General features: G+C 70.6%; 23 protein-coding genes. 9 read left to right on the top strand and 14 right to left on the bottom strand.

Annotation, left to right across the window (positions count from 1 at the left end; genetic code table 11):
* Window positions 1–87 precede the first annotated feature (87 nt).
* Window positions 88–636 carry a hypothetical protein gene (locus ACQBAT_RS00430; protein WP_427197723.1) on the top strand — a complete coding sequence of 183 codons (549 nt, stop codon included), beginning with the start codon at window positions 88–90 and terminating at the stop codon, window positions 634–636.
* Between the two features lie 87 nt (window positions 637–723).
* On the opposite strand, the gene ACQBAT_RS00425 is transcribed toward ACQBAT_RS00430, so the two are convergent.
* Both ACQBAT_RS00425 and ACQBAT_RS00420 read right to left on the bottom strand, forming a co-directional pair.
* Complete coding sequence (locus ACQBAT_RS00425; protein WP_427197722.1) at window positions 724–2,148, bottom strand: vWA domain-containing protein; 1,425 nt, start codon at window positions 2,146–2,148, stop codon at window positions 724–726.
* A gap of 93 nt (window positions 2,149–2,241) precedes the next feature.
* The gene (locus tag ACQBAT_RS00420) at window positions 2,242–3,699 is read right to left on the bottom strand and encodes a vWA domain-containing protein (RefSeq protein WP_420746247.1); all 1,458 of its coding nucleotides are present in this window, start codon (window positions 3,697–3,699) and stop codon (window positions 2,242–2,244) included.
* A gap of 86 nt (window positions 3,700–3,785) precedes the next feature.
* Here ACQBAT_RS00420 and ACQBAT_RS00415 point away from each other — a divergent pair, with 86 nt between their 5' ends.
* Together ACQBAT_RS00415 and ACQBAT_RS00410 are read left to right on the top strand one after the other, a co-directional pair.
* Window positions 3,786–5,531: an ABC transporter ATP-binding protein gene (locus tag ACQBAT_RS00415; protein WP_420746246.1), complete on the top strand. Its 1,746-nt coding sequence runs from the start codon at window positions 3,786–3,788 to the stop codon at window positions 5,529–5,531.
* A 1-nt stretch (window position 5,532) separates the two neighbouring features.
* Window positions 5,533–7,587: an ABC transporter ATP-binding protein gene (locus ACQBAT_RS00410; RefSeq protein WP_420746245.1), complete on the top strand. Its 2,055-nt coding sequence runs from the start codon at window positions 5,533–5,535 to the stop codon at window positions 7,585–7,587.
* Between the two features lie 213 nt (window positions 7,588–7,800).
* Here the strand turns inward: ACQBAT_RS00410 and ACQBAT_RS00405 are convergent, their stop codons facing one another.
* Window positions 7,801–8,676 (bottom strand): hypothetical protein, encoded by an 876-nt coding sequence (locus ACQBAT_RS00405; protein WP_420746244.1) that lies wholly within the window; start codon window positions 8,674–8,676, stop codon window positions 7,801–7,803.
* A gap of 149 nt (window positions 8,677–8,825) precedes the next feature.
* Here ACQBAT_RS00405 and ACQBAT_RS00400 point away from each other — a divergent pair, with 149 nt between their 5' ends.
* Together ACQBAT_RS00400 and ACQBAT_RS00395 are read left to right on the top strand one after the other, a co-directional pair.
* Window positions 8,826–10,547, top strand: a complete 1,722-nt coding sequence (locus ACQBAT_RS00400; RefSeq protein ID WP_420746243.1) for an NAD(P)/FAD-dependent oxidoreductase — start codon at window positions 8,826–8,828, stop codon at window positions 10,545–10,547.
* A gap of 65 nt (window positions 10,548–10,612) precedes the next feature.
* Complete coding sequence (locus tag ACQBAT_RS00395; RefSeq protein WP_420746242.1) at window positions 10,613–11,749, top strand: lycopene cyclase family protein; 1,137 nt, start codon at window positions 10,613–10,615, stop codon at window positions 11,747–11,749.
* A gap of 134 nt (window positions 11,750–11,883) precedes the next feature.
* Here ACQBAT_RS00395 and ACQBAT_RS00390 read toward each other — a convergent pair whose 3' ends face one another.
* Genes ACQBAT_RS00390 through ACQBAT_RS00380 form a run of 3 tightly spaced genes read right to left on the bottom strand, consistent with a single transcriptional unit; the run spans window position 11,884 to window position 15,256 of the window.
* Window positions 11,884–13,080, bottom strand: a complete 1,197-nt coding sequence (locus ACQBAT_RS00390; protein WP_420746241.1) for an ABC transporter permease — start codon at window positions 13,078–13,080, stop codon at window positions 11,884–11,886.
* Complete coding sequence (locus ACQBAT_RS00385; protein ID WP_420746240.1) at window positions 13,077–14,273, bottom strand: ABC transporter permease; 1,197 nt, start codon at window positions 14,271–14,273, stop codon at window positions 13,077–13,079. Before ACQBAT_RS00385 ends, ACQBAT_RS00390 begins: the two co-directional genes overlap by 4 nt.
* Window positions 14,274–14,290: 17 nt before the next feature.
* A complete protein-coding gene (locus ACQBAT_RS00380; protein WP_420746239.1) occupies window positions 14,291–15,256 on the bottom strand; it encodes an ABC transporter ATP-binding protein in 966 nt (321 codons plus the stop codon).
* A gap of 104 nt (window positions 15,257–15,360) precedes the next feature.
* Here ACQBAT_RS00380 and ACQBAT_RS00375 point away from each other — a divergent pair, with 104 nt between their 5' ends.
* The 4 genes from ACQBAT_RS00375 (at window position 15,361) to ACQBAT_RS00360 (ending at window position 19,669) form a co-directional block, all read left to right on the top strand.
* Complete coding sequence (locus tag ACQBAT_RS00375) at window positions 15,361–16,203, top strand: methyltransferase domain-containing protein (RefSeq protein ID WP_420746238.1); 843 nt, start codon at window positions 15,361–15,363, stop codon at window positions 16,201–16,203.
* Window positions 16,200–17,942: an FAD-dependent oxidoreductase gene (locus ACQBAT_RS00370; protein WP_420746237.1), complete on the top strand. Its 1,743-nt coding sequence runs from the start codon at window positions 16,200–16,202 to the stop codon at window positions 17,940–17,942. Before ACQBAT_RS00375 ends, ACQBAT_RS00370 begins: the two co-directional genes overlap by 4 nt.
* A 64-nt stretch (window positions 17,943–18,006) precedes the next feature.
* Window positions 18,007–19,311, top strand: coding sequence for a cytochrome P450 (locus ACQBAT_RS00365; protein ID WP_420746236.1), 1,305 nt, complete (start codon window positions 18,007–18,009; stop codon window positions 19,309–19,311).
* A 10-nt stretch (window positions 19,312–19,321) separates the two neighbouring features.
* On the top strand, window positions 19,322–19,669 hold the full coding sequence (locus tag ACQBAT_RS00360; RefSeq protein ID WP_420746235.1) for a DUF2200 domain-containing protein: 348 nt from the start codon (window positions 19,322–19,324) through the stop codon (window positions 19,667–19,669).
* Between the two features lie 17 nt (window positions 19,670–19,686).
* On the opposite strand, the gene ACQBAT_RS00355 is transcribed toward ACQBAT_RS00360, so the two are convergent.
* From ACQBAT_RS00355 to ACQBAT_RS00320, 8 genes are all read right to left on the bottom strand, one after another.
* Window positions 19,687–19,962 carry a type II toxin-antitoxin system RelE family toxin gene (locus ACQBAT_RS00355; protein ID WP_420746234.1) on the bottom strand — a complete coding sequence of 92 codons (276 nt, stop codon included), beginning with the start codon at window positions 19,960–19,962 and terminating at the stop codon, window positions 19,687–19,689.
* Window positions 19,959–20,225 (bottom strand): type II toxin-antitoxin system Phd/YefM family antitoxin, encoded by a 267-nt coding sequence (locus ACQBAT_RS00350; RefSeq protein WP_420746233.1) that lies wholly within the window; start codon window positions 20,223–20,225, stop codon window positions 19,959–19,961. Before ACQBAT_RS00350 ends, ACQBAT_RS00355 begins: the two co-directional genes overlap by 4 nt.
* 77 nt (window positions 20,226–20,302) lie before the next feature.
* Complete coding sequence (locus ACQBAT_RS00345; RefSeq protein ID WP_420746232.1) at window positions 20,303–20,701, bottom strand: hypothetical protein; 399 nt, start codon at window positions 20,699–20,701, stop codon at window positions 20,303–20,305.
* Window positions 20,698–21,636 (bottom strand): phytoene/squalene synthase family protein, encoded by a 939-nt coding sequence (locus ACQBAT_RS00340; protein ID WP_420746231.1) that lies wholly within the window; start codon window positions 21,634–21,636, stop codon window positions 20,698–20,700. The genes ACQBAT_RS00345 and ACQBAT_RS00340 overlap by 4 nt, the downstream gene beginning before the upstream one ends.
* Window positions 21,633–23,108 (bottom strand): oleate hydratase, encoded by a 1,476-nt coding sequence (locus ACQBAT_RS00335; RefSeq protein ID WP_420746230.1) that lies wholly within the window; start codon window positions 23,106–23,108, stop codon window positions 21,633–21,635. The genes ACQBAT_RS00340 and ACQBAT_RS00335 overlap by 4 nt, the downstream gene beginning before the upstream one ends.
* Window positions 23,109–23,208: 100 nt before the next feature.
* Window positions 23,209–24,861, bottom strand: coding sequence for an isopentenyl-diphosphate Delta-isomerase (gene idi, locus ACQBAT_RS00330; RefSeq protein WP_420746229.1), 1,653 nt, complete (start codon window positions 24,859–24,861; stop codon window positions 23,209–23,211).
* A 169-nt stretch (window positions 24,862–25,030) separates the two neighbouring features.
* The gene (locus tag ACQBAT_RS00325) at window positions 25,031–25,948 is read right to left on the bottom strand and encodes an exodeoxyribonuclease III (protein WP_420746228.1); all 918 of its coding nucleotides are present in this window, start codon (window positions 25,946–25,948) and stop codon (window positions 25,031–25,033) included.
* 75 nt (window positions 25,949–26,023) lie between these two features.
* Window positions 26,024–26,629 carry a protein-L-isoaspartate O-methyltransferase family protein gene (locus ACQBAT_RS00320; protein WP_420746227.1) on the bottom strand — a complete coding sequence of 202 codons (606 nt, stop codon included), beginning with the start codon at window positions 26,627–26,629 and terminating at the stop codon, window positions 26,024–26,026.
* Between the last annotated feature and the right edge of the window lie 30 nt (window positions 26,630–26,659).

Raw genomic sequence — 26,659 nt, 5'->3', positions numbered from 1 at the left:
GCTTGGGGAGAAGACGTCATGATGTCCGGACAACGCGACAGCGCTCGTAGCGAAGAACGAGGCCTGGTCAATCTCGGCCTGCTTCTGGTGACCAGCATCTTCACCATCTTCACCCTGCTGATCATCACGGGACTGGCGGTGGCCACCAACAGTTCGCAGAGCAACCAGAACGCGGCGGACGCTGCGGCCTTGGCCGCCGCCGACGCCTTCGACACGGCCGGGGCGCACTACTTCGCTCCCGGCTTCTCCGGCAGTGCTGAGTTGCGTGGCCGCGTCCTGACCTCAGGCGCGTGTCCCAGCCAGGTGCGCGCAGCCGCGGCCACCTACGCGAGCAAGAACGGCTCGCGGCTGACCTCGTGCCGGATGCTCAAGTGGGGCGAAGTCAGCGTCAGCGTCGATCGCGACGTCCCAGTGGAAGGAGCTGGGCGGGGGCGAGCTACCGCCCGCGCGCACTGGGACTTGACCTGGGAGTCCTGTTTCGTCGATCCCGCCTTCGTGGCCCCCGTGACAGGTGCCGGCTTCACCTGGATGCAGTGCGGCAAGGACCGGTTCGACCTGAAGTACGCCGGTGGTCGCTATTTCCTGCACCCGTGGGGGCAGGTGAAGAAGGCGATCAACCCACGGCTTACGGGCTGAGGCGCCTCATCCCAGATGTGGGTGGAGATCGGGCAGGGCCCGGACCGATTGGTCCGGGCCCTGCCTGATGGGGTTAACGCTGAGAACTCAGTTGCCGAGGCTCTTCCGGTAGTACTCGGTCCACCTCTCCGAGCCCAGGTCGTTGATGCCAGCCTCGTACTCCTCCAGCGTGGCCCTGCCCTGAGCGAAGTTGCCAGAGCGCTGCTCGCCTGCGTACACCCGGATCGGCTGCTCGCGTTCATCGATCAGTCCGAGGATGCCGACGCGCTCCTCATAGCCGATGAGCCCATCCTCTTCCAACCCCCTCACGACAGCCATGGACTGCTCGCGCTCCTCGAACGAGGTGGTCCGCAGGAGGTCGGAGTTGTCCAGGTTGGCCTGGTCATCGTCGAAGGCCTGGCCACGAATGCGCTCGAGTTCCTGATCACGCCAATCGCGCCAGGCCACCGCCATCCGGCCGTTCTCCTTGTCCCAGTACTCCTTGAGCGCCTGCCCGGAGTCAACTGAGGTGTACTCACCACCACCCGCCGACGCGATATCCCGCAGCGCCTGCTGATCGGCATTGCCGATGTCGAACCCGATCACATTCACCACCGGCTCCACCCCAGCGGCAGCCAGGTCGGTCGCCGCCTGCACCGGATCACCGCCACAGGTCTCCAGACCATCAGTGACGACATACACAATCGCGTCCGACGAATCCTCCGGAATGTCCTCCACCGAGTCCCCGATCGCCTTCGCCAACGGCGTATACCCCACCGGCTCCACCTCACCCAGCGCCTCGTTCAGACCCGCATCGTCGGCTCCGCCCTCGAAGACCACCTCCGAGGACTCACACGACTCCGCCTTGCCCTCCGAGGTGTTCGACCCACCGTGACCATAGATCCGCAAACTCAGCGTCGACCCCGGCGGCAAGTCCTCAGCAAACGTCGCGATCGCATCCTTCGCCGCATCCATCCGCGTCCCCGACCCCGACGCCTCAGCCATCGACCCCGACGCATCCAACACCACCGCAAAATGGTTCTGACCCACCGCCTCCTCCTCCGGCGGAACCCCCGCCGTCGGACCAGCACCCACATCCTCAAGATCACCCGTGAACGCCAAGTTGAAGCAGACGCCCTCGAGGTAATCGGCGTGCACCTCGTTGAGGATCGCGTTGTGCCAGCTCTGCACATCGCCTGGATCCTGAGCTCGCACCGACTCCACAACTTCGTCGACGTCGAAAGCGTCTCCCGCGAAGGGTCCAGGTTGCTTCATCAGCGAGGCTTCCAAGGTCGACGGCTCGCGTGCCGGGTCGGTGTCACACTCTGCCGCGGGCAGGGTGACAGTCACCGAGCTGGCAGCCGTGGCCTGAGTCGAGTCGACGGTGTCCGAGGTGGCCGTCGTTGACGCATCCTCGTTGGTGTGAGTCGGCGTGCCGGTTGTTTCGCTCGGGTCATCGCTTTCCGTGCACGACGCCATCAGCGGTAGTACGCACACCGCGGCCAGCACAGACTTATGCCGCTTCATCAACATGAGATTCCCTCCCCGGGTCTCGGTCTAAAACATGGGCAGCATAGCCGAGCCACCCTGCGATGACACTGAGAGCACAATGAGCCTGGCGGGTGGTCACTCCCCTGCACCCTTGCGGTAGTACTCGGTCCACCTGTCGGTGCCGAGCTCCTCGATCCCGGTGAGGTATTCCTGTCGAGAGACGAACAAGTCCCTGAAGTCCCCGGCCCGCGTGTTGCCGGCGTACAGATAAATCTCTTGCCCACGGTCCACGCCCAAGCTGTCGACCTCAAGGGCGTCTCCACGATCTAGGTCCCCGGAGTCGCGCAGGGCCCAGATGACCTCCTTGACCTGGGCGCGTTCGGTGTTCGACGTAGCCTTGAGCGCGTTCTCCACCTCGAAGCCGGTGGTTGCGCGTGTCAAGCTCTCGTCGCGGATCCGCTTCAGCTCCTGATCCCGCCACTGGATCCACGCCAACTGCATTCGCGCGTACTCCTTGGCCCAGTACTCCTCCAGCGCCTGGCCGGAGTCGACCGAGGTGTACTCACCGCCACCCGCCGACGCGATATCCCGCAGCGCCTGCTGATCGGTGTTACCAATATCGAACCCGATCACATTCACGATCGGCTCCACCCCAGCGGCAGCCAGGTCGGTCGCCGCCTGCACCGGATCACCGCCACAGGTCTCCAGACCATCAGTGACGACATACACAATCGCGTCCGACGAATCCTCCGGAATGTCCTCCACCGAGTCCCCGATCGCCTTCGCCAACGGCGTATACCCCACCGGCTCCACCTCACCCAGCGCCTCGTTCAGACCCGCATCGTCGGCTCCGCCCTCGAAGACCACCTCGGAGGACTCACACGACTCCGCCTTGCCCTCCGAGGTGTTCGACCCACCGTGACCATAGATCCGCAAACTCAGCGTCGACCCCGGCGGCAGATCCTCAGCAAAGGTCGCGATCGCATCCTTCGCAGCATCCATCCGCGTCCCCGACCCCGACGCCTCAGCCATCGACCCCGACGCATCCAACACCACCGCAAAGTGGTTCTGACCCACCGCCTCCTCCTCCGGCGGCACCCCCGCCGTCGGACCAGCACCCGCGTCATCAAAGTCGGTAGAGAAGGCCAGGTTGTGGCACACGCCCTCGGCGTAGTCGCCGTGAATCTCGTTCACGATCGCGTTGAGCCAGCTCTGCGGATCACCCGGATCCTGAGCGATGACCGCAGCCGTCACCTGCTGCAGATCGAAGGCATCCCCAGCAAACGGCCCCGGCTCCCGCAACATCGAGACTTCCAACGCGGTCGGCTCACGCACCGGAGCCGGATCACACACCTCCGCCGGATCCACCTCAGGCCGATCGATGGCGACCACGGTTCCAGTAGGCGGCTCCGTGGTCTGCCCGTCGTCCGCCTCGTCCCCGTGACCTCCGTCGTCCTCCCCGGAAGCCGTCACCCCGCCCGTCTCCACCCGAGCATCGGTCGGCGCGGCTGGGTCGTCGCCCCCGGTGCACGACGCCAACAAGGGCACCACACACAGCACCGCCACGACAGACTTCTGGCGCGTGAAGAACATGAGATTCCCTCCCCGGGTCTCTAACAAGACCTGCCCACCGTAACCGATAGAGCCCTCACCCCAGGTGAGAGGTGCACAATCATCGGGTGCTCGTTCGCCTGTTGACCCGCCACCTGCGGCCTTACACCGGGCTGGTGATCGTGGTCCTGGTGCTCCAGCTGATCGCGACCATCGCCAGCCTCGTCCTCCCCACCCTCAACGCCGACATCATCGACGACGGTGTAGCCAAGGGCGACACCCGGCTGATCTGGGAACTCGGCGCGATCATGCTCGGCGTCAGCGCCGTGCAGGCCGTCACACAGATCGGCGCCACCTGGGCCGCGGCCCGGGTCGCGATGGGCGTGGGCCGCGACATTCGTGCGGGCGTCTTCGACCGCGTGCTCTCCTTCTCCTCCCGAGAGCTCGGCGAATTCGGCGCACCCACCCTGATCACCCGCAACACCAACGACGTCCAGCAGGTCCAGCAACTCACCTTCATGTCCCTGGTCATGCTGGTCGCCGCCCCGATCACCGGCGTCGGCGGCGTCATCATGGCGATCCGTCAGGACGTCGGGCTCTGGCCGCTCATCGCCGTCGCCGTGCTCGCCCTGCTCCTGGGCATGGGCCTGGTCATCTGGCGGATGGTCCCCCTCTTCCGCGCCCAGCAGAAGCAGCTCGACGCGGTCAACCGGATCCTGCGCGAGCAGATCAGCGGCGTCCGGGTCGTGCGCGCCTTCACCCGCGAGCGCGAGGAGACCGACCGCTTCCGCGCCACCAACACCGAGCTCACCCGGATCGGCCTGTCCGTCGGCGACCTGATGGCGTTGATGTTCCCGATGGTCATGCTGATCATGAACCTGTCCAGCGTCGGCGTGATCTGGTTCGGCGCCCACCGCGTCGAGGCCGGCCAGATGGAGGTCGGCTCGCTCACCGCCTACATCAGCTATCTGATCCAGATCCTAATGTCGATCATGATGGCCACGATGGTCGCCACCATGATCCCGCGCGCCGGGGTCTCGGCCGAGCGCATCGGCGCCGTCCTTCAGACCGACAGCACCGTCACCACCCCCACCAACCCGGTCCGCCCCGACCCGGAAGGTCTGGCCGGCCGCGTGGACCTGCGCGACGTGGACTTCACCTATCCCGGCGCCGAAGCCGCGGTCCTGCACGACATCTCCTTCCGCGCCACCCCCGGCACCACGACGGCGATCGTCGGCGGCACCGGCTCGGGCAAGACCACCCTGCTGCGCCTGATCCCGCGGCTGGCCGACGTCACCGACGGAGCGGTCGTCGTCGACGGGGTGGACGTCCGCGATCTCGCCCCGGCCGACCTCTGGTCCCGGGTCGGGATCGTCCCTCAGCGCCCCTACCTCTTCTCCGGCACGGTCGCCAGCAACCTGCGCTTCGGCAACCCCGACGCGACCGACGAGGAGCTCTGGGAGGCGCTGCGGATCGCCCAGGCCGACGACTTCGTCGGCTCCTTCGCCGAAGGCTTGGAGCACCCGATCGCCCAGGGCGGCACCAACGTCTCGGGCGGTCAGCGCCAGCGGCTCTGCATCGCCCGCGCCCTCGTCGCCCGCCCGGAGATCTACCTGTTCGACGACTCCTTCTCCGCCCTCGACCTGTCCACCGACGCCCGCCTGCGCGCCGCGCTCCGACCGGTCACCCGCGAGGCCACCGTGATCGTGGTCGCCCAGCGCGTCTCGACCATCGTCGACGCCGAGCAGATCATCGTCCTGGACGAGGGCCGGGTGGTCGGCACCGGCACCCACGCGCAGCTCCTGGAGACCTGCCCCCCGTATGCCGAGATCGTCCGTTCGCAGGAGCACGTCACCGCTGGGGAGGTGGGCTGAGATGACCGACCACAAGAGTGACGCGCCCGAGCTCAAGGAGACGCAGCGCCCTACGCCACCCCCGGGACCCAGGGGCCCCCGAGGCGGCGGTCCGGGCTTCGGCCAGCCGGTGGAGAAAGCCAGCAACTTCAAGGAGTCGGCGCGGCGCCTGCTCGGCCAGCTGGCGCCATACCGGCTTCGGATCGCGGTCTCGGTGACCCTGACCCTGGGTGCGGTCATCCTCTCGGTGCTCGGGCCGCGGGTGCTCGGGCAGGCGACCGACTACGTCTTCGCCGGGCTGATCGGCACCCAGCTCGGGCGCACCTTCCCGGCCGGGACGACGCCGCAGCAGGCCGCCGAGGTGCTGCGTTCCCAGGGTCAGACCACCTTCGCCGACCTGGTCGAGGGCACCCCGCACCTGGTGATCGGGCAGGGCATCGACATGGACGCCGTCGCGAGCACGATCCTGCTCGTGCTCGGGCTCTACCTGGGCGGCGCGTTGCTGATGTGGCTGTCGGTGCGGATGGTGAACCGGATCTCCATGTGGACCGTGCGCGACCTGCGCAAGGAGTCCGAGGACCAGTTGCACCGGCTGCCGCTGTCCTACTTCGACCGCCAGCCGCGCGGCGAGATCCTCTCGCGCGTCACCAACGACCTGGACAACCTCCAGCAGACCCTCCAGCAGACCTTCGGGCAGCTGCTGAACGCGCTGGTCACGGTGCTGGCGATCCTGGCGATGATGCTGTGGATCTCGCCCTGGCTGACGCTGATCGCGGTCGCCACCATCCCGGTCTCGGTGGTGGTGACGCTGCTGATCGCCTCGCGCAGCCAGAAGCTGTTCAAGGCGCAGTGGGCGCACACCGGCACGCTCAACGGTCAGATCGAGGAGGCCTTCACCGGGCACGAGTTGGTGACGGTCTTCGGTCGGCGCGAGCAGATCTCGGCGCGGATGCGGGAGACGAACGAGCAGTTGTATGACGTGACCTGGCGAGCGCAGTTCATGAGCGGCGTGATCATGCCGGCGATGTTCCTCATCGGAAACCTGGGCTATGTGCTGGTCGCGGTCGTCGGTGGGCTGAAGGTGGCGACCGGCAATCTGTCGCTGGGGTCGGTGCAGGCCTTCATCCAGTACTCCCGCCAGTTCACCCAGCCGGTCACCCAGGTCGCCTCGATGGCCAACCTGCTGCAGTCGGGTGTGGCGTCGGCGGAGCGGGTCTTCGAGCTGCTCGACGCTCCGGTGCAGCTGCCCGATCCCTCGGACGCGCCGCCGGCGGGGCGGGGCGCCGGGAGTGGGCGGATCGAGTTTGAGGACGTGTCCTTCTCGTATGGCGAAGAGCCCCTGATCGAGCACCTCTCGTTGGTCGCGGAGCCGGGTCAGACGGTGGCGATCGTCGGTCCGACCGGTGCGGGCAAGACGACGCTGGTGAACCTCATCATGCGGTTCTACGAGTTGAACGGCGGCCGGATCACGCTGGATGGGCGGGACATCACGACGATGACGCGGGCGGACCTGCGCTCGCGGGTCGGGATGGTGCTGCAGGACACGTGGCTGTTCGAGGGCACGATCGCGCAGAACATCGCCTATGGGCGGCCCGGTGCGACGGATGCCGATGTGCGGGCGGCGGCCGAGGCGGCCTATGTCGATCGCTTCGTGCAGCACCTGCCGGAGGGCTATGACACGGTCCTGGACGACGAAGGGTCCACGGTCTCGGTCGGGGAGAAGCAGCTGATCACGATCGCGCGGGCCTTCGTGGCCCAGCCCTCACTGCTGATCCTGGACGAGGCGACGTCCTCGGTCGACACCCGGACCGAGCTGCTGGTGCAGGAGGCCATGGCACGGCTGCGGGCCGACCGGACCAGCTTCGTGATCGCCCACCGGCTCTCGACCATCCGCGATGCCGACCTGATCATCGTGATGGAGCAGGGCCGCATCGTGGAACAGGGCACCCACGAGGAGCTGCTCGAGCGCGAGGGTGCCTATCGGCGCCTGCACAACGCGCAGTTCAGCGGCGCGGCGGTGGATGTCGACGGCGCTGGCGTGGCCCAGGGCGCGGGCGATGGGAGCGGTCCGACGTAGCGCGGCCTTGCCGATGCGAGTGGTCCGGCGTCACGGGGCCGGGCGCACCAGTTTCCCGCGTCCCAGACAAGGTTACTCACGGAATGCAGCGATATTGCCTTGCATTCCGTGAGTAATCTTGTCTGCCCCTCGGCGAACCCCCGCCATGCGGCCACGCGGCGATGCCGGTCAGGCCGGTGGAGTGCTCAGGCCGCCTGCCAGATGCGGCGCCGATCAGCCGCCGGACATCAGCTCTTCGATGGAGACGGCGTCCTCGGGTGCTTCAACCGGCTCGGCGTCCCAGTCGTGGATCACGATCTCCATCGTCTCTCCGCCCTCGTCCGCGCTCATCCGGAGCAACTCGGCGCTGTCGTCAGCCGCGATCCAGATCTGCGACCCGTTGGCCAGCGTGTAGTGATAGGCCTCGCGGCCGTCGACCTCGTCCATCACGCCCGACGCGCCGTCCATGTCGGACTCGCTCGGCTCGAGCATGCTGAACTCCTCGAAGAGGAAGCCGATCCCCAGCCCGGCCGGCGCCTCATCCTCCGGGACCTCGATCCAGCGGTCGGCCATCATCGCGGCCTGGTCCTGCGTCAGGCCCGAGTCCATCCAGAAGGCCTCGTCGGACTTCATGTAGAAGGTGCCGTCGACCGTGAGCATTGCGACGCTCATGTCGTCCATCGTCATCTCGATGACGTACTCGCTGTCATCGCTCTTGCCCTCGAGCTCCATCGTCATGTCAGAGCCCTCGAGATCGCCGCTCAGCGTCGCCGTGACCGCTTCGGCCTCATCGAGGCTGGCCTGGACATCCGGCCAGATCTCGGGCAACGGCGGCACGCCCTCGGCGTAGTCACCGCCCGTGCCCGTGCTGTCCGCGCCGTCGTCCGTCGCGTCCGCGGTCTGCCCCGCAGCGTCGGTCAGCTCCTCGGTGGTCTCCTCGGCGTCATCGCCGGTCGTCTCCTCCGGAGCCTCGGCCGTGGCCGCAGGTGTCTCCGGCGTCGTGGTGGGGGTGGCGTCGTCACCGCCCCCGCAGCCGCTGAGCCCGAACACCAGCCCCGCGGCCAACAGGAACGAGGCGGCCGGTCGAGCCTTGGATGATGTCGTGGTCACGAGCTACTCCCTGCCAGTCGAGAGGGACACCCGCCGTGCCCCGGCGTGCCTCGACGTTACCCCGATCTCACCCAGCCCGCCCGAGACCGGAGCCTTCCCGCCCGACCCGGCACACGACATACGGGACGCTGAGCACGCACAATGTGCGCATGGAGATGACCGGGGATCAGCACCCAGCCCAGCACCCGCAGCACGAGCCGGTGCTCGACCCGCACCGTGACGAGATGCCGGCGGAGGCCACCGCGCACGACGTCGACCTCGGCGCCCCCGCGATCGTCGCGCTGTCCACCGATCACGCCGACGTGCTCACGGCCCAGCTCGGCCGCTACGCGCAGGAGTACGACGTCCACGTCGAGACCACCCCGCAGCAGGCCGCCGACTGCACCACGAAGATCATCGAGGGCGGCGGCCAGGTCGCGCTCTTCGTGCTCGACTCGACCGTCGCGGTGATGCCGGTGGAGAAGGCGATGGCCGCCATGCGCGCTGTCGTCCCGACCGCCCGCCGGCTCGTCGTCTCCCCGTGGAGCAGCTTCATGGAGCACTCCCGCGCGCTGCGCCCGCACCTGGTCTCCGGTGCCTTCGACGCCCAGCTGCTGCTGCCGCGCGGCACGAGGGACGAGGAGTTCCACACCGCGGTCGTCGAACTGCTCAACGACTGGAACTCCACCGTCGCCAGCCCGCAGGTCGAGTCGGTCACGGTCGTGACCCCCGTCGTGGACGGGCTGACCCGCTCGCTCACCGACTTCCTCTTCCGCACCGGCGCCCCGTATGGCGTGCACGCGCCGGACTCCGAGGTGGGCCGCGAGGTGCTGGCGCGCTATCGCGGTGAGCCGGACCGGTGGCCGGTTGTCGCGGGCTGGATCGGGGACGCCGAGCACTGCCCGTCGGTGCGCGCGCTCGCCACCCGTCTCTATGGCCGTCCCGACGAGATCGAGGTCGATGACGTCGTCGATGTCGTGGTGGTCGGCGCGGGTCCGGCCGGGCTGGCCGCCAGCGTCTACGCCTCCAGCGAGGGCCTGTCCACCATCACCCTGGAGGCCGAGGCGATCGGTGGGCAGGCGGGCACGAGCTCGATGATCCGCAACTACCTGGGCTTCCCGCGCGGCATCTCTGGCATGCGCCTGGCCCAGCGGGCGCGCAGCCAGGCGCTGCGTTTCGGCACGCGATTCTTCACCGGGTGGCCGGCCGAGGAGCTCGTCCTGGGTGCGCAGGGGCAGCCGCACCGGGTCATCACCGAGGGTGGCGAGGTCCGCGCGCGCACCGTCATCGTCGCCACCGGGGTCGCCTACCGGCGGCTCGGCGTGCCCGCGATCGAGGAACTCGTCGGCAACGGAGTGCACTATGGCGCGGCGATGGCAGCCGGGCCGGAGATGCAGGACCTGGACGTGATCGTGGTCGGCGGTGGCAACAGCGCAGGTCAGGCGGCTGTTCACCTCGCGCGGTTCGCGCGGAGCGTCACCGTCGTCGTCCGGCGGCCCGATCTGTCGGCCACGATGTCGGACTACCTGATCCGCGAGCTGCTCCACAACCCCCGCATCACGGTGCGCGGGCATGCGCGGGTCGTCGACGGGGGGACCGAGGAAGGGCAGCTCGCCTGGGTCACCCTTGAGGACGTGCGGTTCGGGGGAGCGGGAGCAGGTCGAGATCCAGGGGCTCTGTCTGCTGCTGGGTGCGCAGCCACACCGCGACTGGCTGCCGGCGCAGGTGCTGCGCGACGAGCACGGCTTCGTGCTCACCGGGCGCGACCTGCCCGCCGAGCAGTGGGTCGACGAACGACCGCCCGGGGACCTCGCCACGTCCGCGCCGGGCGTCTTCTGCGTCGGCGATGTCCGCGCGGGCTCGATGAAGCGCGTCGCCTCGGCCACCGGTGAGGGCGCCTCCGTGGTCCCGCTGGTGCACGCCTACCTGGGCTGACCCGGCCCGTAGGCTCGACCAGGTGAGGATCTTCGACGTCGCCGTGGTCGGCCTGGGGCCGGCCGGGCGTGCGCTGGCGTCGCGGTTGTCCAGCCGGGGGGCGTCGGTGCTCGCGATCGACCCGCGCCCCGACGCGGTCTGGACCCCCACGTATGGCGTGTGGGCACCCGAGCTCGGCGACGCACCTCCCGGCGTGGTCCGCTCGCTCATCCGGGCACCCGAGATCCGTGCGCACGGCCACCACGTCCTGCCCCGCCCGTATGCCGTGCTGAACAACTCCGCGCTCCAGTCCGCACTCCCGTTGTCGGGTGTGGAGATCCGCGCGCAGCGGCTGAGTGATGAGGACGTGCGGGCCTTGCGGTCGACCGCGCGGGTGGTCGTCGATGCGCGCGGCGCCCGACCTGCGGGAGACGGCTCGGGTGCGGGCGACCCTGCTCCTGCGCAAACGGCATACGGGATCGTGGTGGGGGCGCCGGAGGCGGCGCCGGCGCTGGACGGTGCCGAAGGACTGCTCATGGACTGGCGGACCGACTGGGCGGAGCCGGGTGCGGTGCGGGGGCCGGCGACCTTTCTCTATGCGATCCCGCTCGGGGACGGGACGGTGCTGCTGGAGGAGACCTGTCTGGCGGCGGCGCCAGGGCTGCCGATCGAGGAGTTGCGGGCGCGGCTGCGGCGGCGGCTGCTCGCGCGCGGGGTGGCGGTGGCGGCGATCGATGACCCGATCGACCGCGAGGTGGTGCGGATCCCGATGCGCGGGCGCGGGCGACCCGGGCCCGAGGGCGTGCTGACCGTGGGTGTCGCGGGGCGAGGCGGGAATGTGGTGACCGGCTACTCCGTGGCGCACTCGCTGCTGACCGCGGATGCGGTGGCACAGCGGATCGTGACCGGGCTCGACGAGGGAACGGTGCCGCAGCGGCTCGATCCGCCCGGGCCCGCTGACCTGCTGCGCGAGGCCGGGCTGCGGGCCCTGCTGCGGCTGGACGTGCCAGGGACGCTGGACCTCTTCGACGCCTTCGGGCGGCTGCCGGGGGAGCGGCAGCGGGCGTTCTGGTCGCGGGCGAGCGGCGCGGGCGGGATGGCCGGCGCGATGTGGGGGATGTTCGCGCGGATGCCGGTCCGGTCCAAGCTCGAGCTGGCGCGGGCGACGCTCGGGCGGTGATCCCGTCGGCAACCCACCCGGATCGCGGGGTGCAGTCGCCTGAGCAAGGGTGACATCGGGCTACAGGACGATGTCACCCGTGCTATCCCTACTGCACCCCTGGGTTGAGGGAGGTGCACCCCGGGGCCGAGGGGTCACATGGCGCGTTGCAGGCTGCGGCGCATCAGGTATGCCCCGAGCGCCAGCACCGCCACCGCCATCGCGGCGAGCACGCCGAGCTGGGGCAGGACGTCGCCCAGCCCACCACCGCGACGGGTGATCTCGGCCAGCGCCTCATAGCCCCACGCGTGCGGCGTGAGCAGCGCGACCTGCCGCAATCCGTCGCTGAAGAACTCGAGCGGGACCATGCAGCCACCGATCGCGGCGAGCACCAGCCCGCCACCGACCGACAGTCCGCTCGCCGGCCCCTCCGCGTCCATGATCACGCCGATGACCAGCGCGAACCCGGCGGCGATCAGCCCGAAGATCGCGATCACCACCGCGACCGCGAGGAGCGAACCCCACTGGACCCCGAAGAGCAGGCTGCTCATCCCCACGATCCACCCCGCCTGGAAGAGCGCGATGACGAGGCGACCAAGCGCCATACCGGACACGGTCTGACCTGCGGTGACGGGCGCCGCGAGGCCGCGCTTGATCGCGCCGCTGCGGCGGGCCTGGATGGTCGCGGCGGAGGCGGCGAGCGTGTTGAGGAAGACGAAGAGCAGCAACTGTCCACTCGCGCCGACCTCGAACCGGCTCGCCCCCGCGAACGCCTCGCCGAGCGCGCTGGTGCTGGTCACCTCCACCTGGGCGGGCTGCCAACCATCGGGTCCGGCGAGGGCGGCGTCCACGGTCGCCTGGTCGGCTCCGGCCCTGGTCAGCGCCTCGCCGCGCGCCTGCTCGACCGCCAGCGCGTCAGCGGCGGAGCTGGCGAGGGCCTGCGCAACCGGGTGCGGGTCGCCGACGGAGACGAGCTCGACGCCGAGCGGCTCGGTCGCGCTGATCACCATCCCGAGGTCGACGGAGCCCTCACCGACGGCGAGGTCCAGGGCGTCCCGGTCCCCGTATGTCGTGACCTCCACCCCTTCCTTCTCCAGGTGGTCGGTGGCTCGGGTGAGGACGGACTGGCTGTCGGTGGTCCCGGTCGTGGGGTCGGTGCCGGTGGCGGAACTGGTCGCGCTGCCCGTGGCCGAGCCGGCGAGCAGCCCGATGCGGGCCTCGGGTGACTGACCGGACTGCAGACCGAGGACGGCCACCAGCATGAGCGGCAGGACGAAGACGAAGAACAGGTTGAACTTGTCCGCCAGGAAGCGGCGCAGTTCGAGGCCGGCGAGGGCGAGGACGGATCTCACAGCGCATCCTTCCGGCCCGGCATGAGGCGGGCGATGATGAGTACGGCGACGGTGAAGGTGAGCAGGGTGAGCAGCACGGGGGTGAGGTCGGCCAGGCCGCCACCCCCGGCGGTGATGCCCAGCCCGCGGCCGAGCGCGGCGACCGGGTTGATCTGCAGGAGTTGGCCGATCCAGCCGTCGGTGGAGATGCGGAAGAAGGTGCCGCCGCCGATGCCGAGGCTGATCGCGACCACGGACATGGCGAGCGAGGCCTGCTCGGAGGTGCGGGCGACCTTGAGGATGATGAACATCACTGAGGTCGCGGCCGCCACCACGGCGACGACGAGGGGCAGGACCACCGCCCAGCTGCCGAAGTCGACGCCGTCGAGGAAGAACGAGCCGGCCACCAGCACGACGGTGGTGGAGGCGACGCCGAGCAGGAGCGCCACGGTGGCCTTGGCGACCGGGAGCAGCCAGCGCGGCATCGGCATCGAGCGCAGCCGGGCCAGCGTGCCCCACTCGCGCTCGGTAAGGAGGGTGAGCACCACGAAGCCGACGGTGAAGAAGAGGAACATCCCGGCCTGACCGGCCACGATGCCACCCGCGAGGGAGAGCGTGCGACCGCTGACCTCGGTGGCGGACCACTCGACCTCGGGTTGTGCCTGGGCCAGCTCCTGACCGAGGACAGCGGGGTCGATAGTGCCGTCGGTGGTGGAGGTGGTGGCGACCGCGACGGCGGCTGCGTCGCCATCCATCCGTTCCACGGTGGAGCGCACGATGCCGGCCACCACCTCGCCGGAGAGGCCAGCGTCGCGGCCGAGGGTGACCTGCACCGTGGCGGCGGCCGACCCGTCGCCAGCGCCGAGGGCCTCGCTGAAGCCATCGCGGACGATGACACCGACATCTGCGCCGCCCGTCTCGTCGGCAACCTCGCCAGCCACGTCGTCAGCGGCGACCTCCCGGACGGTCACCTGGAACTGCGGGTTGGAGGAGGAGCGGAGCACCTCGCCGATCGCCTGCGCGGCCTGATCATCGGCGGGCGTCGCGACGGCGACGGAGACCGGCTCGAGCTCGACATCGTCGAGGCCGGAGAAGGCCAGGCTGAAGACGAAGGAGAGCGCGAGCGGGATCGCCACCCCGAAGATCAGCAGCGAGCTGTCGCGCAGCTGCTGACGCAGATCGTGCCCGATCAGGGCGAAGAAGGAACGCAGCATGTTCGGCTCAGCCCCTTTCAGTCCCGCAGCGCTTTGCCGGTGAGGTGCAGGAAGACCGACTCCAGGTCGGGCCGGGTGATCTGGACGTCCGACAGCGCCATCCCGGCCCCGCTGGCGGCAGTGACGATCTGGGCGATCGAGGTCGCCGCCCCGTGCACGGTGAGCCGTAGCCCTGCGCCGTCGCGCACGACCTGCTGCACCTGCGGGAGCTCCCGCAGCGCCGCCTCGGCGGCGTCGAGATCACCGCTGCCGGCGAGCGCGATCGTGTCCACCCCGCCCGTGAGCTCCACCAGCTCGTCCCGGGTCCCCTCGGCCTGGATCTGGCCTGCGTCCATGATCGCGATCCGGTCGCACAGTCGTTGGGCCTCCTCCATGTAGTGCGTCGTGTAGAGGACCGCCATCCCCTCGTCGGTCAAGGCCTCGACCGACTCCAGGATCGCGTTGCGCGACTGCGGGTCCACGCCGACGGTCGGCTCGTCGAGGATGAGCAGGGTTGGGCGGTGCAGCAGGCCGATGGCGATGTTGAGCCGACGCTTCATGCCCCCGGAGAACTTCTTGGCCGCCCCCTTGGCCCGATCGCCCAGCCCCACGGTCTCGAGCACCTCACCCACCCGGCCGCTCAGCTCCTTGCCGTGCAGCCCCTGCAGCTGCCCGAAGAAGCGCAGGTTGTCCCGCGCCGAGAGCTCGGGATAGATCGCCAGATCCTGCGGCACCAGCCCCAGGTGGCGCTTGGCGGCCAGCGGGTCCTTGAGCATGTCCACCCCGCTGAGGTGCACGCTGCCGGCATCCGGTGTGAGGAGCCCGGCCATCATCGAGATCGCGGTGGTCTTGCCGGCGCCGTTGGGACCGAGCAGGCCCACGGTCTGGCCCGGCTCGATCCGCAGGCTCACGTCATCGACCGCCGTGAGGGTGCCGAACCGGCGGACCAGACCGCTGGCCTCGAGCGCGGGCGCGGCGCCTCGTGATGCGGGTGCTGTCGTCATAACCACGACGCTATGCCCGAGCACCGACAGCGCGGTATGACATTCGTCCTCTCTCCACCGGGTGATCTGCAGGTCTGTCAGAGGCGCGACATAGGGTTCATCCCATGCAGCTCGCCGAGCAGTTCAACCGCGCCGCCCCTCGCTATGACCTGCTCACGCGCCTGAACCCTGGCTACCACCGGGCGCTCGCCGACGCCGCCCGCGGCCTGGTGTCCCGCGTGCGCCGCGCAGCCCCTCGCGCACACGCCGCAGTCACCACCGAGGCGGGTGCCGTAGTCACCACCAATGCGGGTGCCGCACTCACCACCGGTGCGGGCGGCTCGACCCCGCCATCCCTCACGCTCTGGGACCTCGGCTGCGGCTCCGGCCTGTCCACCCAGGCCCTGGTCGACGCCGCCGGCCCGGACGCACGCATCATCGGCCTTGACTCCTCGGTCGGCATGCTTGACCAGGCCCGCGCCAAGGACTGGCCGAGCGGCGTCAGCTTCGTCCAGGCCTACGCCCAGGACCTGCCCCAGGTGGCCGCCCGCGAAGGTGCCGGCCAGGCGGATGGTGCGTTCGCGGCATACCTGCTCAGGAACGTCCCCGCGGACCAACGGGACGCGGTGGTCGCGGCGATCCGGGACCAGGTCGCGCCCGGCGGCTGGATCGCGCTGCAGGACTATCACGTCAAGGGATCGCCTGTGGCACAGGCGATCTGGACCGTCGTCTGCTTCGGGATCGTCACCCCGCTCGCGATCGCGCTGCGCGGCAACCCGGCGATCTACGCCTACCTGTGGCGCAGCGTGCTCGACAACGACAGCACTGACGAACTCGCCGCCCGCCTCACCCGCGCCGGCCTGACCGACCTGACCTGGAGCACCGCGCGGGGTTGGCAGCGCGGCATCCTGCACACCGTCCTCGCCCGCCGCCCCGAGACCGCCCCCGGCCAGGAAGGCACCGCATGACCCGCCCGCTCGTCCCCGGCCGCGACCCCCACGCCGTCCGCCACCCGGCCGCCCCCGGGTCGGCGAAGGTCGGCGAGGACCGCCATGTCGTCGTGGTCGGCGGCGGGATCGCGGGCCTGGGCGCCGCCACCATCCTCGCCGAGCGCGGGGTCCGGGTGACCCTGGTCGAGGCCTGCGAGCAGCTCGGCGGGCGGGTGCGCGCGTGGCCGCTCGGCGATGGCCGCACGATGAGCCGGGGCTTCCACGCCTTCTTCCGGCAGTACTACACGCTGCGCGCCCTCCTCCGCCGCGCCGACCCGACGCTCGCGCACCTCGTCCCGGTGCCCGACTACCCCCTGCGCCGCGGGGACGGGTTGACCGACTCCTTCGCCGCGCTGCCGCCCACGCCACCTGCCAACCTGCTCGCCTTCGTGCTGCGCAGCCCGACCTTCCCGGTCGCCGCGCTGCCGTCGGTGCACATCCCGAGCGCGGTCGAGCTGATCGACGTGTCCTATCCGGAGAGCCACGGCCGCTATGACGGCGAGTCTGCGCAGGCCTTCCTGGACCGGCTCCGCTTCCCCGAGGGCGCGCGGCACCTGGCGCTGGAGGTGTTCGCGCGGTCCTTCTTCGCGCATCCGACGGAGTTCGGCGCGGGCGAGCTGGTCGGGATGTTCCACAGTTACTTCACGGGGAGCTCGGAGGGGTTGCTCTTCGACGTGCCCGACGACGACTACGACACGGCCCTGTGGGCGCCGCTCGGGCGCTATCTCGAGGGGCTCGGAGTCGACGTGCGGCTGGGTTCACGGGTGACCTCGCTGATCGAGCCGGCCGACACCCTCCGTCCCGTATGGCGCATCCACACCCACTCCTCGTCCTCACCCGAGCAGGTGGCTGAGGAGCTCGAGGCCGACGCCGTGGTGCTGGCGACCGATCCACGGGCGACCCGGGAGCTGGTGGCGGGCTTGAGCGGGGCGTCGGGAGGTGGCTCGGCGGAGACGTCTCGCGGTGGATCGAGATGGTCTGGGGTGATTGCTGCGCAGCAGGACTGGCACCGCCGGGTGGAGGCCGGGGTCAACGCGCCGCCGTTCGCGGTGCTGCGGGTCTGGCTCGATGGCGAGGTCGCGCCCGAGCGCGAGGCCTTCCTCGGGACCAGCGGGTATGACCTGCTCGACAATGTGACCGTGCTCGAGCGCTTCGAGGACGGCGCCGCCGCGTGGACGGCCGAGCACGGGGGCTCAGTGGTCGAAATGCACGGCTATGCCGTGGACCCTGTCCGGGATGCGGCCCTGGCGGGCGAGGGGCCGCGCGGGCTGGATCTGAGAGTGGTGCGCGAGCGGTTGATGGCGTCCCTGCACGAGGTCTATCCGGAAACGCGCGGCCTGGGTGTGGTCCATGAGGAGCTGCTCATCGAGGACGACTGCGGTCTGGTCGGCACCGGCGCCTGGCGGGAGCGGCTGACCGTCGAGACGCCCTATCCCGGGCTGGTCCTGGCCGGCGACGGCCTGCGGGTGGACTGGCCGATCGCCCTGATGGAGCGCGCCGCCGTGACCGGGGTGCTTGCCGCGAACCGACTGCTCGCAGGGTGGGGCGTGCGCGGCGAGGACATCTGGACCGTGCCGCTGCAGGGCATCCTCAAGCGGCGCCCCAGCGCTCGGACGATGGCCATCGGAGCCGGTGCCGGACTGGCCGGTGCCCTGGTGACCACCGCGGTGGCGCGGGCTGCGCGGGGGGCGAGAAGCGGCATACGGGCGCGGGGATGAGCGTGGGGAGGGGCGTCGGGCTGCTGCGGCGAGCGAGCGCATCCTGCGCCGGCAGGGGCTCGCGGTGAGTGACCGGCGAGCCGTCCGACCGGGCGAGCCGAGCACACCCCGGTTGGAGCGTGTGGATCCTGGCGGCGAGGCCGGAGTGAGCGCGGTGTGGCGGGTGCGCGGGCTGCGCGAGGCGAGGTCGGTGCTGCGCGCGCGGCACGCGACGACCCAGGCCGGGTTCACCGCGGAGAAGATCCCGCAACGGCTCAAGCTGCACCCGATCCTGGTCTCGGACGGCCCGCTGCACGACGAGCAACGGCGAAAGGTGGCGAGATTCCTGGCTCCCAAGGTGGTGGAGGAGCGGTATCGGGAGCTGATGGACGAATGCGCGGCACGGCTGGTGGGAGCTGCACGGGGTGAGGGCCGGTGCGAGCTCGATGAGCTGGCGCTGCTCTACACGGTCGAGGTGACCGCCGAGGTGGTCGGGCTGACCGAATCGTCCGTGCCGCGGATGGCGCGGCGGCTGGTGAGCTTCTTCAACCAACCGCCCTTCGACATCACCCGCGCCGACCTGGGCCGGACCAACCGGCAGTGGGCGGCAGCGGCGAAGAACGGGCTGGTGCCGGTGCTGCGGTTCTGGTGGTCGGACGTGCGGCCAGCCGTGCGCGCCCGGCGCACAGCACCGCGGGCGGACATCATCAGCCACCTGATCGAGGAGGGCTACAGCGACGTCGACATCCTCGTGGAGTGCGTGACCTACGGGACCGCGGGGATGGTGACGACGCGGGAGTTCATCGTGATGGCGGCCTGGCACCTGCTCTCGGACGAGGCGCTGCTGGAGCGCTATCTGGCGGCCGAGGAGGTCGAGCGGCTGGCGATCCTGCACGAGATCATCCGGCTGGAGCCGGTCGTGGGGCATCTGTATCGGCGGGTGCAGAAGGAGATCCCGTTCGAGGGGAGTGCGGGGCAGGCGGGCTCAGGAAAGGAGAGCCAGGGCGGGGAGTTGGAGAGCCCGGCCGCGGAGGTGGCGCCCGATGAGCCGATGAGCCTGAGCGCGCAGCCCGGGGACCTGCTGGATGTCTGCATCCGATCGGCCAACGCCGACGAGGACGTCGTCGGTCCCGATCCACTGTCCCTCTGCCCAGGACGCGAGTTGCCTCCGGGCGTCAACGCTGCGGGCCTGGCCTTCGGCGATGGCGAGCACAAGTGCCCCGGTCAACCGCTGGCGATGCTCGAGTCCGATGTGCTGTTGCGGCAGGTGCTGGCGCTGCGGCCGACGATCGAGCAGGAGCCAGACCTGGGATGGGACGACCTGATCGAGGGGTACACCCTGCGGGGGCTGACCCTGCGACTGCCCGGCAGCACCCGCGCGCGCGACTAGGCTCACCCCCATGAGCCACCGGATCTTCACCACCAGCGTCGCCTCGGTCTACCCCCACTACGTCACCAAGGTGGAGAGGAAGGGCCGCACACAGGCCGAGCTGCACGAGGTCATCGAGTGGCTGACCGGCTTCGACGAGGCCCAGCTGCGCACGCATCTGGACGACGGGACCACCTTCGAAGACTTCTTCGCCGCCGCGACGCTCAACCCCAACGTCGACCAGATCACCGGGTCGGTCTGCGGCGTCAAGGTCCAGGAGGTCGAGGACCCGCTGATGCGCCAGATCCGCTACCTGGACAAGCTCGTCGACGAGCTCGCCAAGGGCCGACCGATGGACAAGGTGCTCCGGTCTGCCTGAATCGGACCACAGGCTGCCTAGTGACGGCCGTAGACGTCGCGCCGGTGCTCGGCGCGAAGGACGACGACCTCGTGCGCTGCGTCGTTGATCCGATACAGAATCCGGTAGGTGCCCCGCCGGGCGGAGTAGATCCCGGCTAACTGGCCACGAAGGGGTTTCCCGACCCGACGAGGATTGTCGATGAGGGCACCTGTCAGGAACTCGACGACGGCCGCAGCCACGGGCTCTGGCAACGCCTTCTGGATGGCGCGCTTGGCGGGCGGGGTAAGAACCAGGGTGAACGGCTCACTCACCGGAGGAGCGCTCGCACCGCATCGGTTCCTCGGACCACGTCCCCAGCCGCATAGGCGCGGTCCGCTTCGCGGATGTCCGCAAGCGCCTCCGGATCACTGAGCACTGCGAGGGTCTCCTCGAGCTCCGCCAGGTCGTCTGGACTCACGATGACTGCCGCAGCCTTGCCGTTCCGGGTCACGGTGACGCGCTGGTGCTCGCGTTGAACCCTGTCAACGACATCACTGAAGTGATCGCGCACGTCGCGCAAGGATTCGATACTCATGACCACAATTGTGGCCCCATCACCGCTCTGGGTCAACAGCGACGGGTGAACTCACCGGGGTGCAGCGGCGCCGGGGATCAGCGAGCGTCGACCCCGCGATCGGGGACATCCGGGAGCTGGTGGCGATACGTCCAGGACGTCAGCGCCGTGGCCAGCATCGCGAGCAGCACGCCGAGGAAGATGTGGGGTCCGCGCACGCCGAGCTCGCCGAGGGCGACCTGCAGAGCCACGACCGCGGCCACACCCAGCGCCAGACCAAGGTTCACCGCACCTGCGGACCGGCGGAGAACGACATACAGGACGGCGGAGGCGATCGCGACGGCCAGCGTGACCCAGGCGCCGACCTGGTGGAAGGCGGCGTAGCGGGGGTCGCCGCCGAGCCAGGCGGCGGCCCACCCGGCCTGGCCGATCACGCAGGACAGCAGCACCGTCGCGGCGAGGCGGAGCGCGATCAGGTGCGGGTGCGGCAGGGTCACGTGCGCACCAGGCGATGCGAGGGACCGCGGGTCAGCACGTCGGCCACGATCGCCACCTTGGTCCGGCGGGGGACGCGCAGCCGCTCGGTGAAGACGTCATAGTCGGCGGCCTCGATGCGGTCCAGGATCAGGGAGTACATGCGCAGGGCGGTCGCGACGCAGCGGGCGCTCGGCGTCGGCAGCATGCCCACCCCGCGGGCGGCGTCGCGGTAGAGCGCCCGGTTGCGCTCGATCTGCTCGGCCATCATCGCCCGCCAGGCCGGCGTGACCGTGCGCTCGTGCGGGTCGGCGCCGTGGCGGGCGAGGTCGTCCTGGGGCAGGTAGACGCGGCCGCGGTCGAGGTCCTCGTCGATGTCGCGCAGGAAGTTGGTGAGCTGGAAGGCCAGGCCGAGCGAGCGGGCGGGCTCCTGGGCGAGGGGGGTATGCGGTTCGAGCACCGGGAGCATCATCTCGCCGATGACCGCGGCCGAGCCCTCCATGTAACCGTCGCGCAGCTCCTCCCAGGACGCCCACGTCTCGCGGGTCAGGTCCAGCTCCATCGCCCGGAAGAAGCGGTCGAAGCATTCGGGGTCGGTGCCGCGGCGGCGCAGCGAGTCGACCACGGCGGCCATCACCGGTTCGTCCGACCCGCCCGCGAGGACGGCATCCCAGAAGTGCCGCTCGAACATCCGCAGCCGCACCGCCGGGTCCGCCTCGCCGTGGCCGGGGACAGCGGGGTCGAGCTTGTCGGGCTCATCGACGATGTCGTCGGCCAGCCGACACAGCGCATAGACGGTGTAGACGTCGCGGCGCTGGTCCGCTGGGAGCAGGCGCGCACCCCAGAAGTAGGTGGTGCCGTGGCGGCGAGTGAGCTCGGCGCACCGGCGATAGCCCTCGACGAGGAGGGGGTCGGTGGCGGTCTTGCCACCTGACAGGCCCGGTCCAAGCAGGCTCATCCGAGGAGCTCCCGCACCCGCTCGGCCGCGAGCCGCCCCGAGGGCAGCACCATCGGCACGCCGACCCCGGGCACCGTGCCAGACCCCGCGAAGACCAGCCCCGGCACGCGCCGGTCCACATTGCCCGGCCGGAACGGCCCGGTCTGCGGGAAGGTGTGGGCGAGCGCGAAGGGGGTCCCGGCGGCCATCCCCTGAGCCTGCCACTCCAGCGGGGTCACGAGCTCGTCCACGACGATGTCGGTCGGGTAGCCCGCCTCCTCCAGGAAGCCGAGCAGCCGCTCGCGCATCGGCCCGCGCTCGCGCTCCCAGTCGATCGAGCCGACGTCCAGGTTCGGCACCGGCTCGAGCACGTAGAGCGTGCTGCACCCCTCCGGCGCGGCCTCGTCGTCGTCCAGCGAGTGCAGCGTGACCAGGCGCGACGGGTCACCCATCAGCGTCCCGCGCTTCATCAGATCCTCGAAGGCGCCCGCCCACTCCCGCCCGAAGTGGATGTTGTGGTGCGCCTTGTCGGTCGGGACCCCGCGCACGCCCACGTGCCAGACCACGCACGAGGGCGAGTAGTTGCCGCCCAGGATCCCCGCGACCGCGCGCGGCGGGCGCAGGTCGGGGAGCAGATTCCCGTATGCCGTGGGCAGGTCGATCGTGCACACGACGGCATCCGCGGCGAAGAGGTGGTCATCGGCCACGACCCCGCGGACCCGCCCACCGGAGTCGCGCACCAGCTCGGTGACGCTGGTCCCGTAGCGGAACTCCGCGCCAGCATCCGCGGCCGCGCCGGCCAGCGCGTCCGGGACCGCCCGGATCCCGCCGCGCGGGAACCAGACCCCTTCGATCGAGTCCATATAGGTGATCACCGCATAGATGGACAGCGCCTCATCGGGTGCCAGGCCGGCATACATGGCCTGGAAGGAGAACAACCGGTGCAGCCGCTCGTCGCGGAACCGGCGCCGGATCATCGGCCCGAGCCGGGAGAAGGCGCCCATCGTGAGCAGTTCCGCGGCCGGTCGCGGGCGGGCGAGCAGGTCGGTCGGCCGGTCGAAGTTGCGGTCGATGAAGTGCGGCATCTCCGCGTGGTAGAGGCGCCGCAGCCACGTCACAAAGTCGTCGAAGGCGGCCGCGTCGTGCTCGGAGCACTCGCGCCGGATCTCCTCGCGCATCGCCTCGTGCCCGTGCCGGACCTGCAGCGTGGACCCGTCGGCGTAGAAGGCGCGGTAGGCCGGGTCGAGCAGCTGCAGCTCGAGCCGCTCCTCCAGGCTGGAGCCCGCCGCGCGCAGCGGCCGGTCGATGAGGTCCGGCATCGTGAGCACGGTCGGCCCGGTGTCGAAGGTGAACCCCTCCCGCTCCAGCCGGCCGGCCCGCCCCCCGGGCACGTCCTCGCGCTCGAGCACGGTGACGCGGTGGCCGTCGCCGATGAGATGGCAGGCGGCGGCGAGCCCCGCCAGGCCGGCGCCGACGACGATGACGTGGCTCACGTGGTCCTCCTCGGGCGTCGCAGACCGCGGCTGCCGGGGCCGCGTCGCAGACCGCGGCTGCCGGGGCCGCGTCGCAGACCGCGGCTGCAGGGGCCGCGCCTCACGCGTCGCGCCACGCGATCGCCCGGGCCAGCTCACGCAGCCCTTCCACACCGTCCGGCGTCAGCGGCGAGTCGTCCAGGGCCGCCTCGGCCTGCGCGATCTCGGCGGCGATGCGCTCCTCCAGCTCGCCCCGGACACCAGCCTCCTCCAGGGCGGTCTGCAGCAGCGGGATGTCCTCCGCGCGCGCCTCGGGCGTGCCGACCCGCGCCATCGCCTCGGCCGCGTCCCCGGTGAGGCGCCCTGCGCCGAGCACCCAGATCAGGGTGTTCTTACCCTCCCGCAGGTCGTCGCCGGCGGGCTTGCCGGTGACCGCCGGGTCGCCCCAGACGCCGAGCACGTCGTCGCGCCAGGCGAAGGCACGGCCCAGGTGGTGACCGAAGCGGGCGAGCGACTCACGCTGCTGCGGTGAGGCGTTGGCGGCGAGCGCGCCCAGTTGGAGGGGGCGTTCGATCGTGTAGGCCCCGGACTTGAGCGCGGCGACGGCCTCCGCGTGCTCCGGGTCGTCGCGGCGGGCGGCCGCCCCCGTGAGGTCGGCGCGCTGGCCGACGATCAGCTCCAGGTTGAGCTCGTACCAGTAGTCCCGCATCACCGAGGGCAGCGTGTGCACGAGCCGGTCGGCCTCGCAGTGCGCCAGGTCGCCGAGCAGGATCGCGATGTTCTCGCCGAACCGCCGGGCGTCGCCGTGACCGTTCTGCTCGCTGTGCCGGTCGGCGGCGACCACGTGCGCGGCCGGCCTGCCGCGCCGCTCCTGCGACTGGTCCATCACGTCGTCGTGGACGAGCGCGAACAGGTGCAGCGTCTCCAGCGCCGCGGCCGCGCGCACGATGTCCTCGTGGCAGCGGGTCCCGAGCCGGCCGCCGGTCGCGACGAACCCCCAGTGGCACATCCGCGGGCGCAACCGCTTGCCGCCGTCGGCCAGCAGGCTGCGCAACCAGGCGGGCAGGTCGCCGGGGTCCTGGCCCAGCAGGTCGGGCTGCCCCGCGGGCGCGAGCGTGTCCCACACCTGGGTGATCCAGGCGAGCTCGCGGTCGAGCAGGTCGCGGACGGCGTCCAGGGTGATGTCCGCCCCCGTCCCGGTATGCCGTGACTCACCACCGCGCGTCAGCGGCAGTCGCGAGCGCTCGGCCTCCAGCTGGGGGATCTGCAGGACCGACCAGGGGCTGTAGACCTCGGGGGTGGCGCGGGCCGCGGTGACCAGGTCGTCCCAGGCCACCCAGGCGTGCTGGGCGACCTCGGTGGGGTCAGGGGCGAGGTCGCCGTCAGCCCGCCCGACAAGGACCGGGCAGAGCTCGTGCTCGACGATGCCGGAGGCGTCGACGGCGCGGTAGCGGAAGTCGGGCAGGACCAGCTGGAGGTCCTCGACGGTCAGGCCCAGTTCCTCACCGAGGCGGCGGCGGACAGCCACCCCGAGATCCTCATCGGGCCGAGGGTGGCCGCAGCAGGCATTGGTCCACACACCGGGCCAGGTGACCTTGTCCAGCGCTCGGCGGGTGATGAGCACCTGGCCGTCGTCGTTGAACAGATAGAGCGAGAAGGCCTTGTGCAAGGGGGTGTCGGTGCTGTGCACGCTCGTGCGCGGCGCGGTCCCGAGCGCACGCCCATCCTCATCGACGAGGACCACCTCATCGAGTGCGGACTGCGATTCGGTCACGCTCACCAGTGGTCCGGTCCCTCCTGCTCGAGATGTGTCACCGACGGTACGTCAGCGCTGGGGGTGGCTGCTTGCTTGTTCAACCTCTGTTCAAGGTTAACCTAGCCGACCACCTGAGGCGAGGGATGCGTCATACAGGGCTCGGGATCCCCGGGGGTGGACGCCCGGGTCACAGGTCGTAGTCCACGACGACCGGCGCGTGATCGCTGAGCCGAACACCCCGGTGGTCGCGATCGACCTCGGCGCGGACCGCGGTGCGGGCGAGGCGCGGGGTGGCGAGGTGGTAGTCGATCCGCCAACCCGAGTCCTTGGCGAAGGCCTGCCCGAGCCAGCTCCACCAGGAGTAAGGACCGTCGGCGTCGGGGTGCAGCGAGCGCACGACGTCGACGAGCGAGCGGGGGGAGATGAGCCCGTCGATCCACGCGCGCTCCTCGGGCAGGAAGCCCTCGGCCTGCTGGCTGCGGCGCCAGGCGGCGACGTCCTGGCGGGTGTGGGCGACGTTGAGATCGCCCATCAGCAGGAACTCGCGCCCGTCCGCGGCGGCGGCGCGGCGGGAGCGGGTGAGGTGGCGGGCGAAGGCGGCCATGAAGCGCTGCTTGCGGGCGTACTTGGCGCCACCGTCGGGAGCCTCGCGCATCCGGCCAGGCTTCTGCAGGTGGGCCGGCAGGCCGCCCTTGGGCAGGTAGAGACTGGCCACGGTGACCGGCGCCTCCGCCAGATCGACCTCGACGTAGCGGCCCTCGTGGGCGTGCGCGGCCAGGCCGCGGGCCAGCGGGATCCGGTCCGGGGCGGGCTCGGTGTGCAGGTGATCCTCGCCAGGCGCCCGGACCAGCACGTCGGCGTCCCAGGTGCGGACCGCAACTGGGCGCTGCCTGGTGAGGACCGCCACGCCGTTGCGGCCCGGGATCTGGCCCGGCTCGTAGACGACATGGCGGTCCCCGAAGGCATTCTCGGGGAGGGACTCGATCGGCGCCCTGACCTCCTGGAGAGCCACCACGTCGCAGTCGCGGGCGGCCAGCCAGTCGGCGAAACCGCGCTTGTGGGCGGCCCGGATGCCGTTGACGTTCACGGAGGCGATGCGGAGCACCCCGTGACGGTAGCCGGGGGTTAGGCGCTGTCCGCACCTGGGGTGCGGGGTCGGGCCCGCACCTGGGATGCGGGGTCAGCGCAGCGGCACGAAGCGGTAGTAGCCAGGCGCCTCCCAGCGTCGCGTGCGCCCCCCGTCGCGGTCCACGACAAGCATCCGACCATCGACCGGCGCGACCATCCGAGCGCCGTCATCCGCGAGCTGATCCACGAGCTCGGTGGGCGTCGTCTCGGCCATCGCGGAGACCAGGATCCGGTCGTAGGGACCCTCCGTCGGCCAGCCGAGGACGCCGGTGACGGCGGGGACGACCCTGGCTTGCGGCATACGGGAACGGGACACGCGGTCCTGCGCGTCCGCGGCCAACTCGGGCACCAGTTCGACCCCCAGGACCGAGCCCTCCCCACCCACGAGGTGCGCGAGCAGGGCGGTCGTCCAGCCGGAACCGGCGCCGACGTCGAGCACGCGGTGGCCTGGGCAGGCGTCGAGCAGCTCGAGCATGGCGGCGACCGTCGAGGGCTGGGAGTTGGTGGCGCCGTGGCCGATGCGCAACGGGACGTCCTCGTGCGCCTGGTCCCGGGCCTCCGGCGGCAGGAAATCGACGCGCGGCACGACCTCCATGGCCCGCGCGACGCGCCCACGGGCCGAGGTGTCCCGGCGCCGACCGCTCAACCAACCGACCATCACCCCATGGTGGCACTGCGCGGTGGGGCG

Source organism: Ornithinimicrobium pulveris, from assembly GCF_050261105.1.
GTDB lineage: Bacteria > Actinomycetota > Actinomycetes > Actinomycetales > Dermatophilaceae > Ornithinicoccus.
The sequence above is the reverse complement of the archived record's forward strand: the minus strand, read 5'-3'. Positions and strand labels throughout refer to the sequence as shown.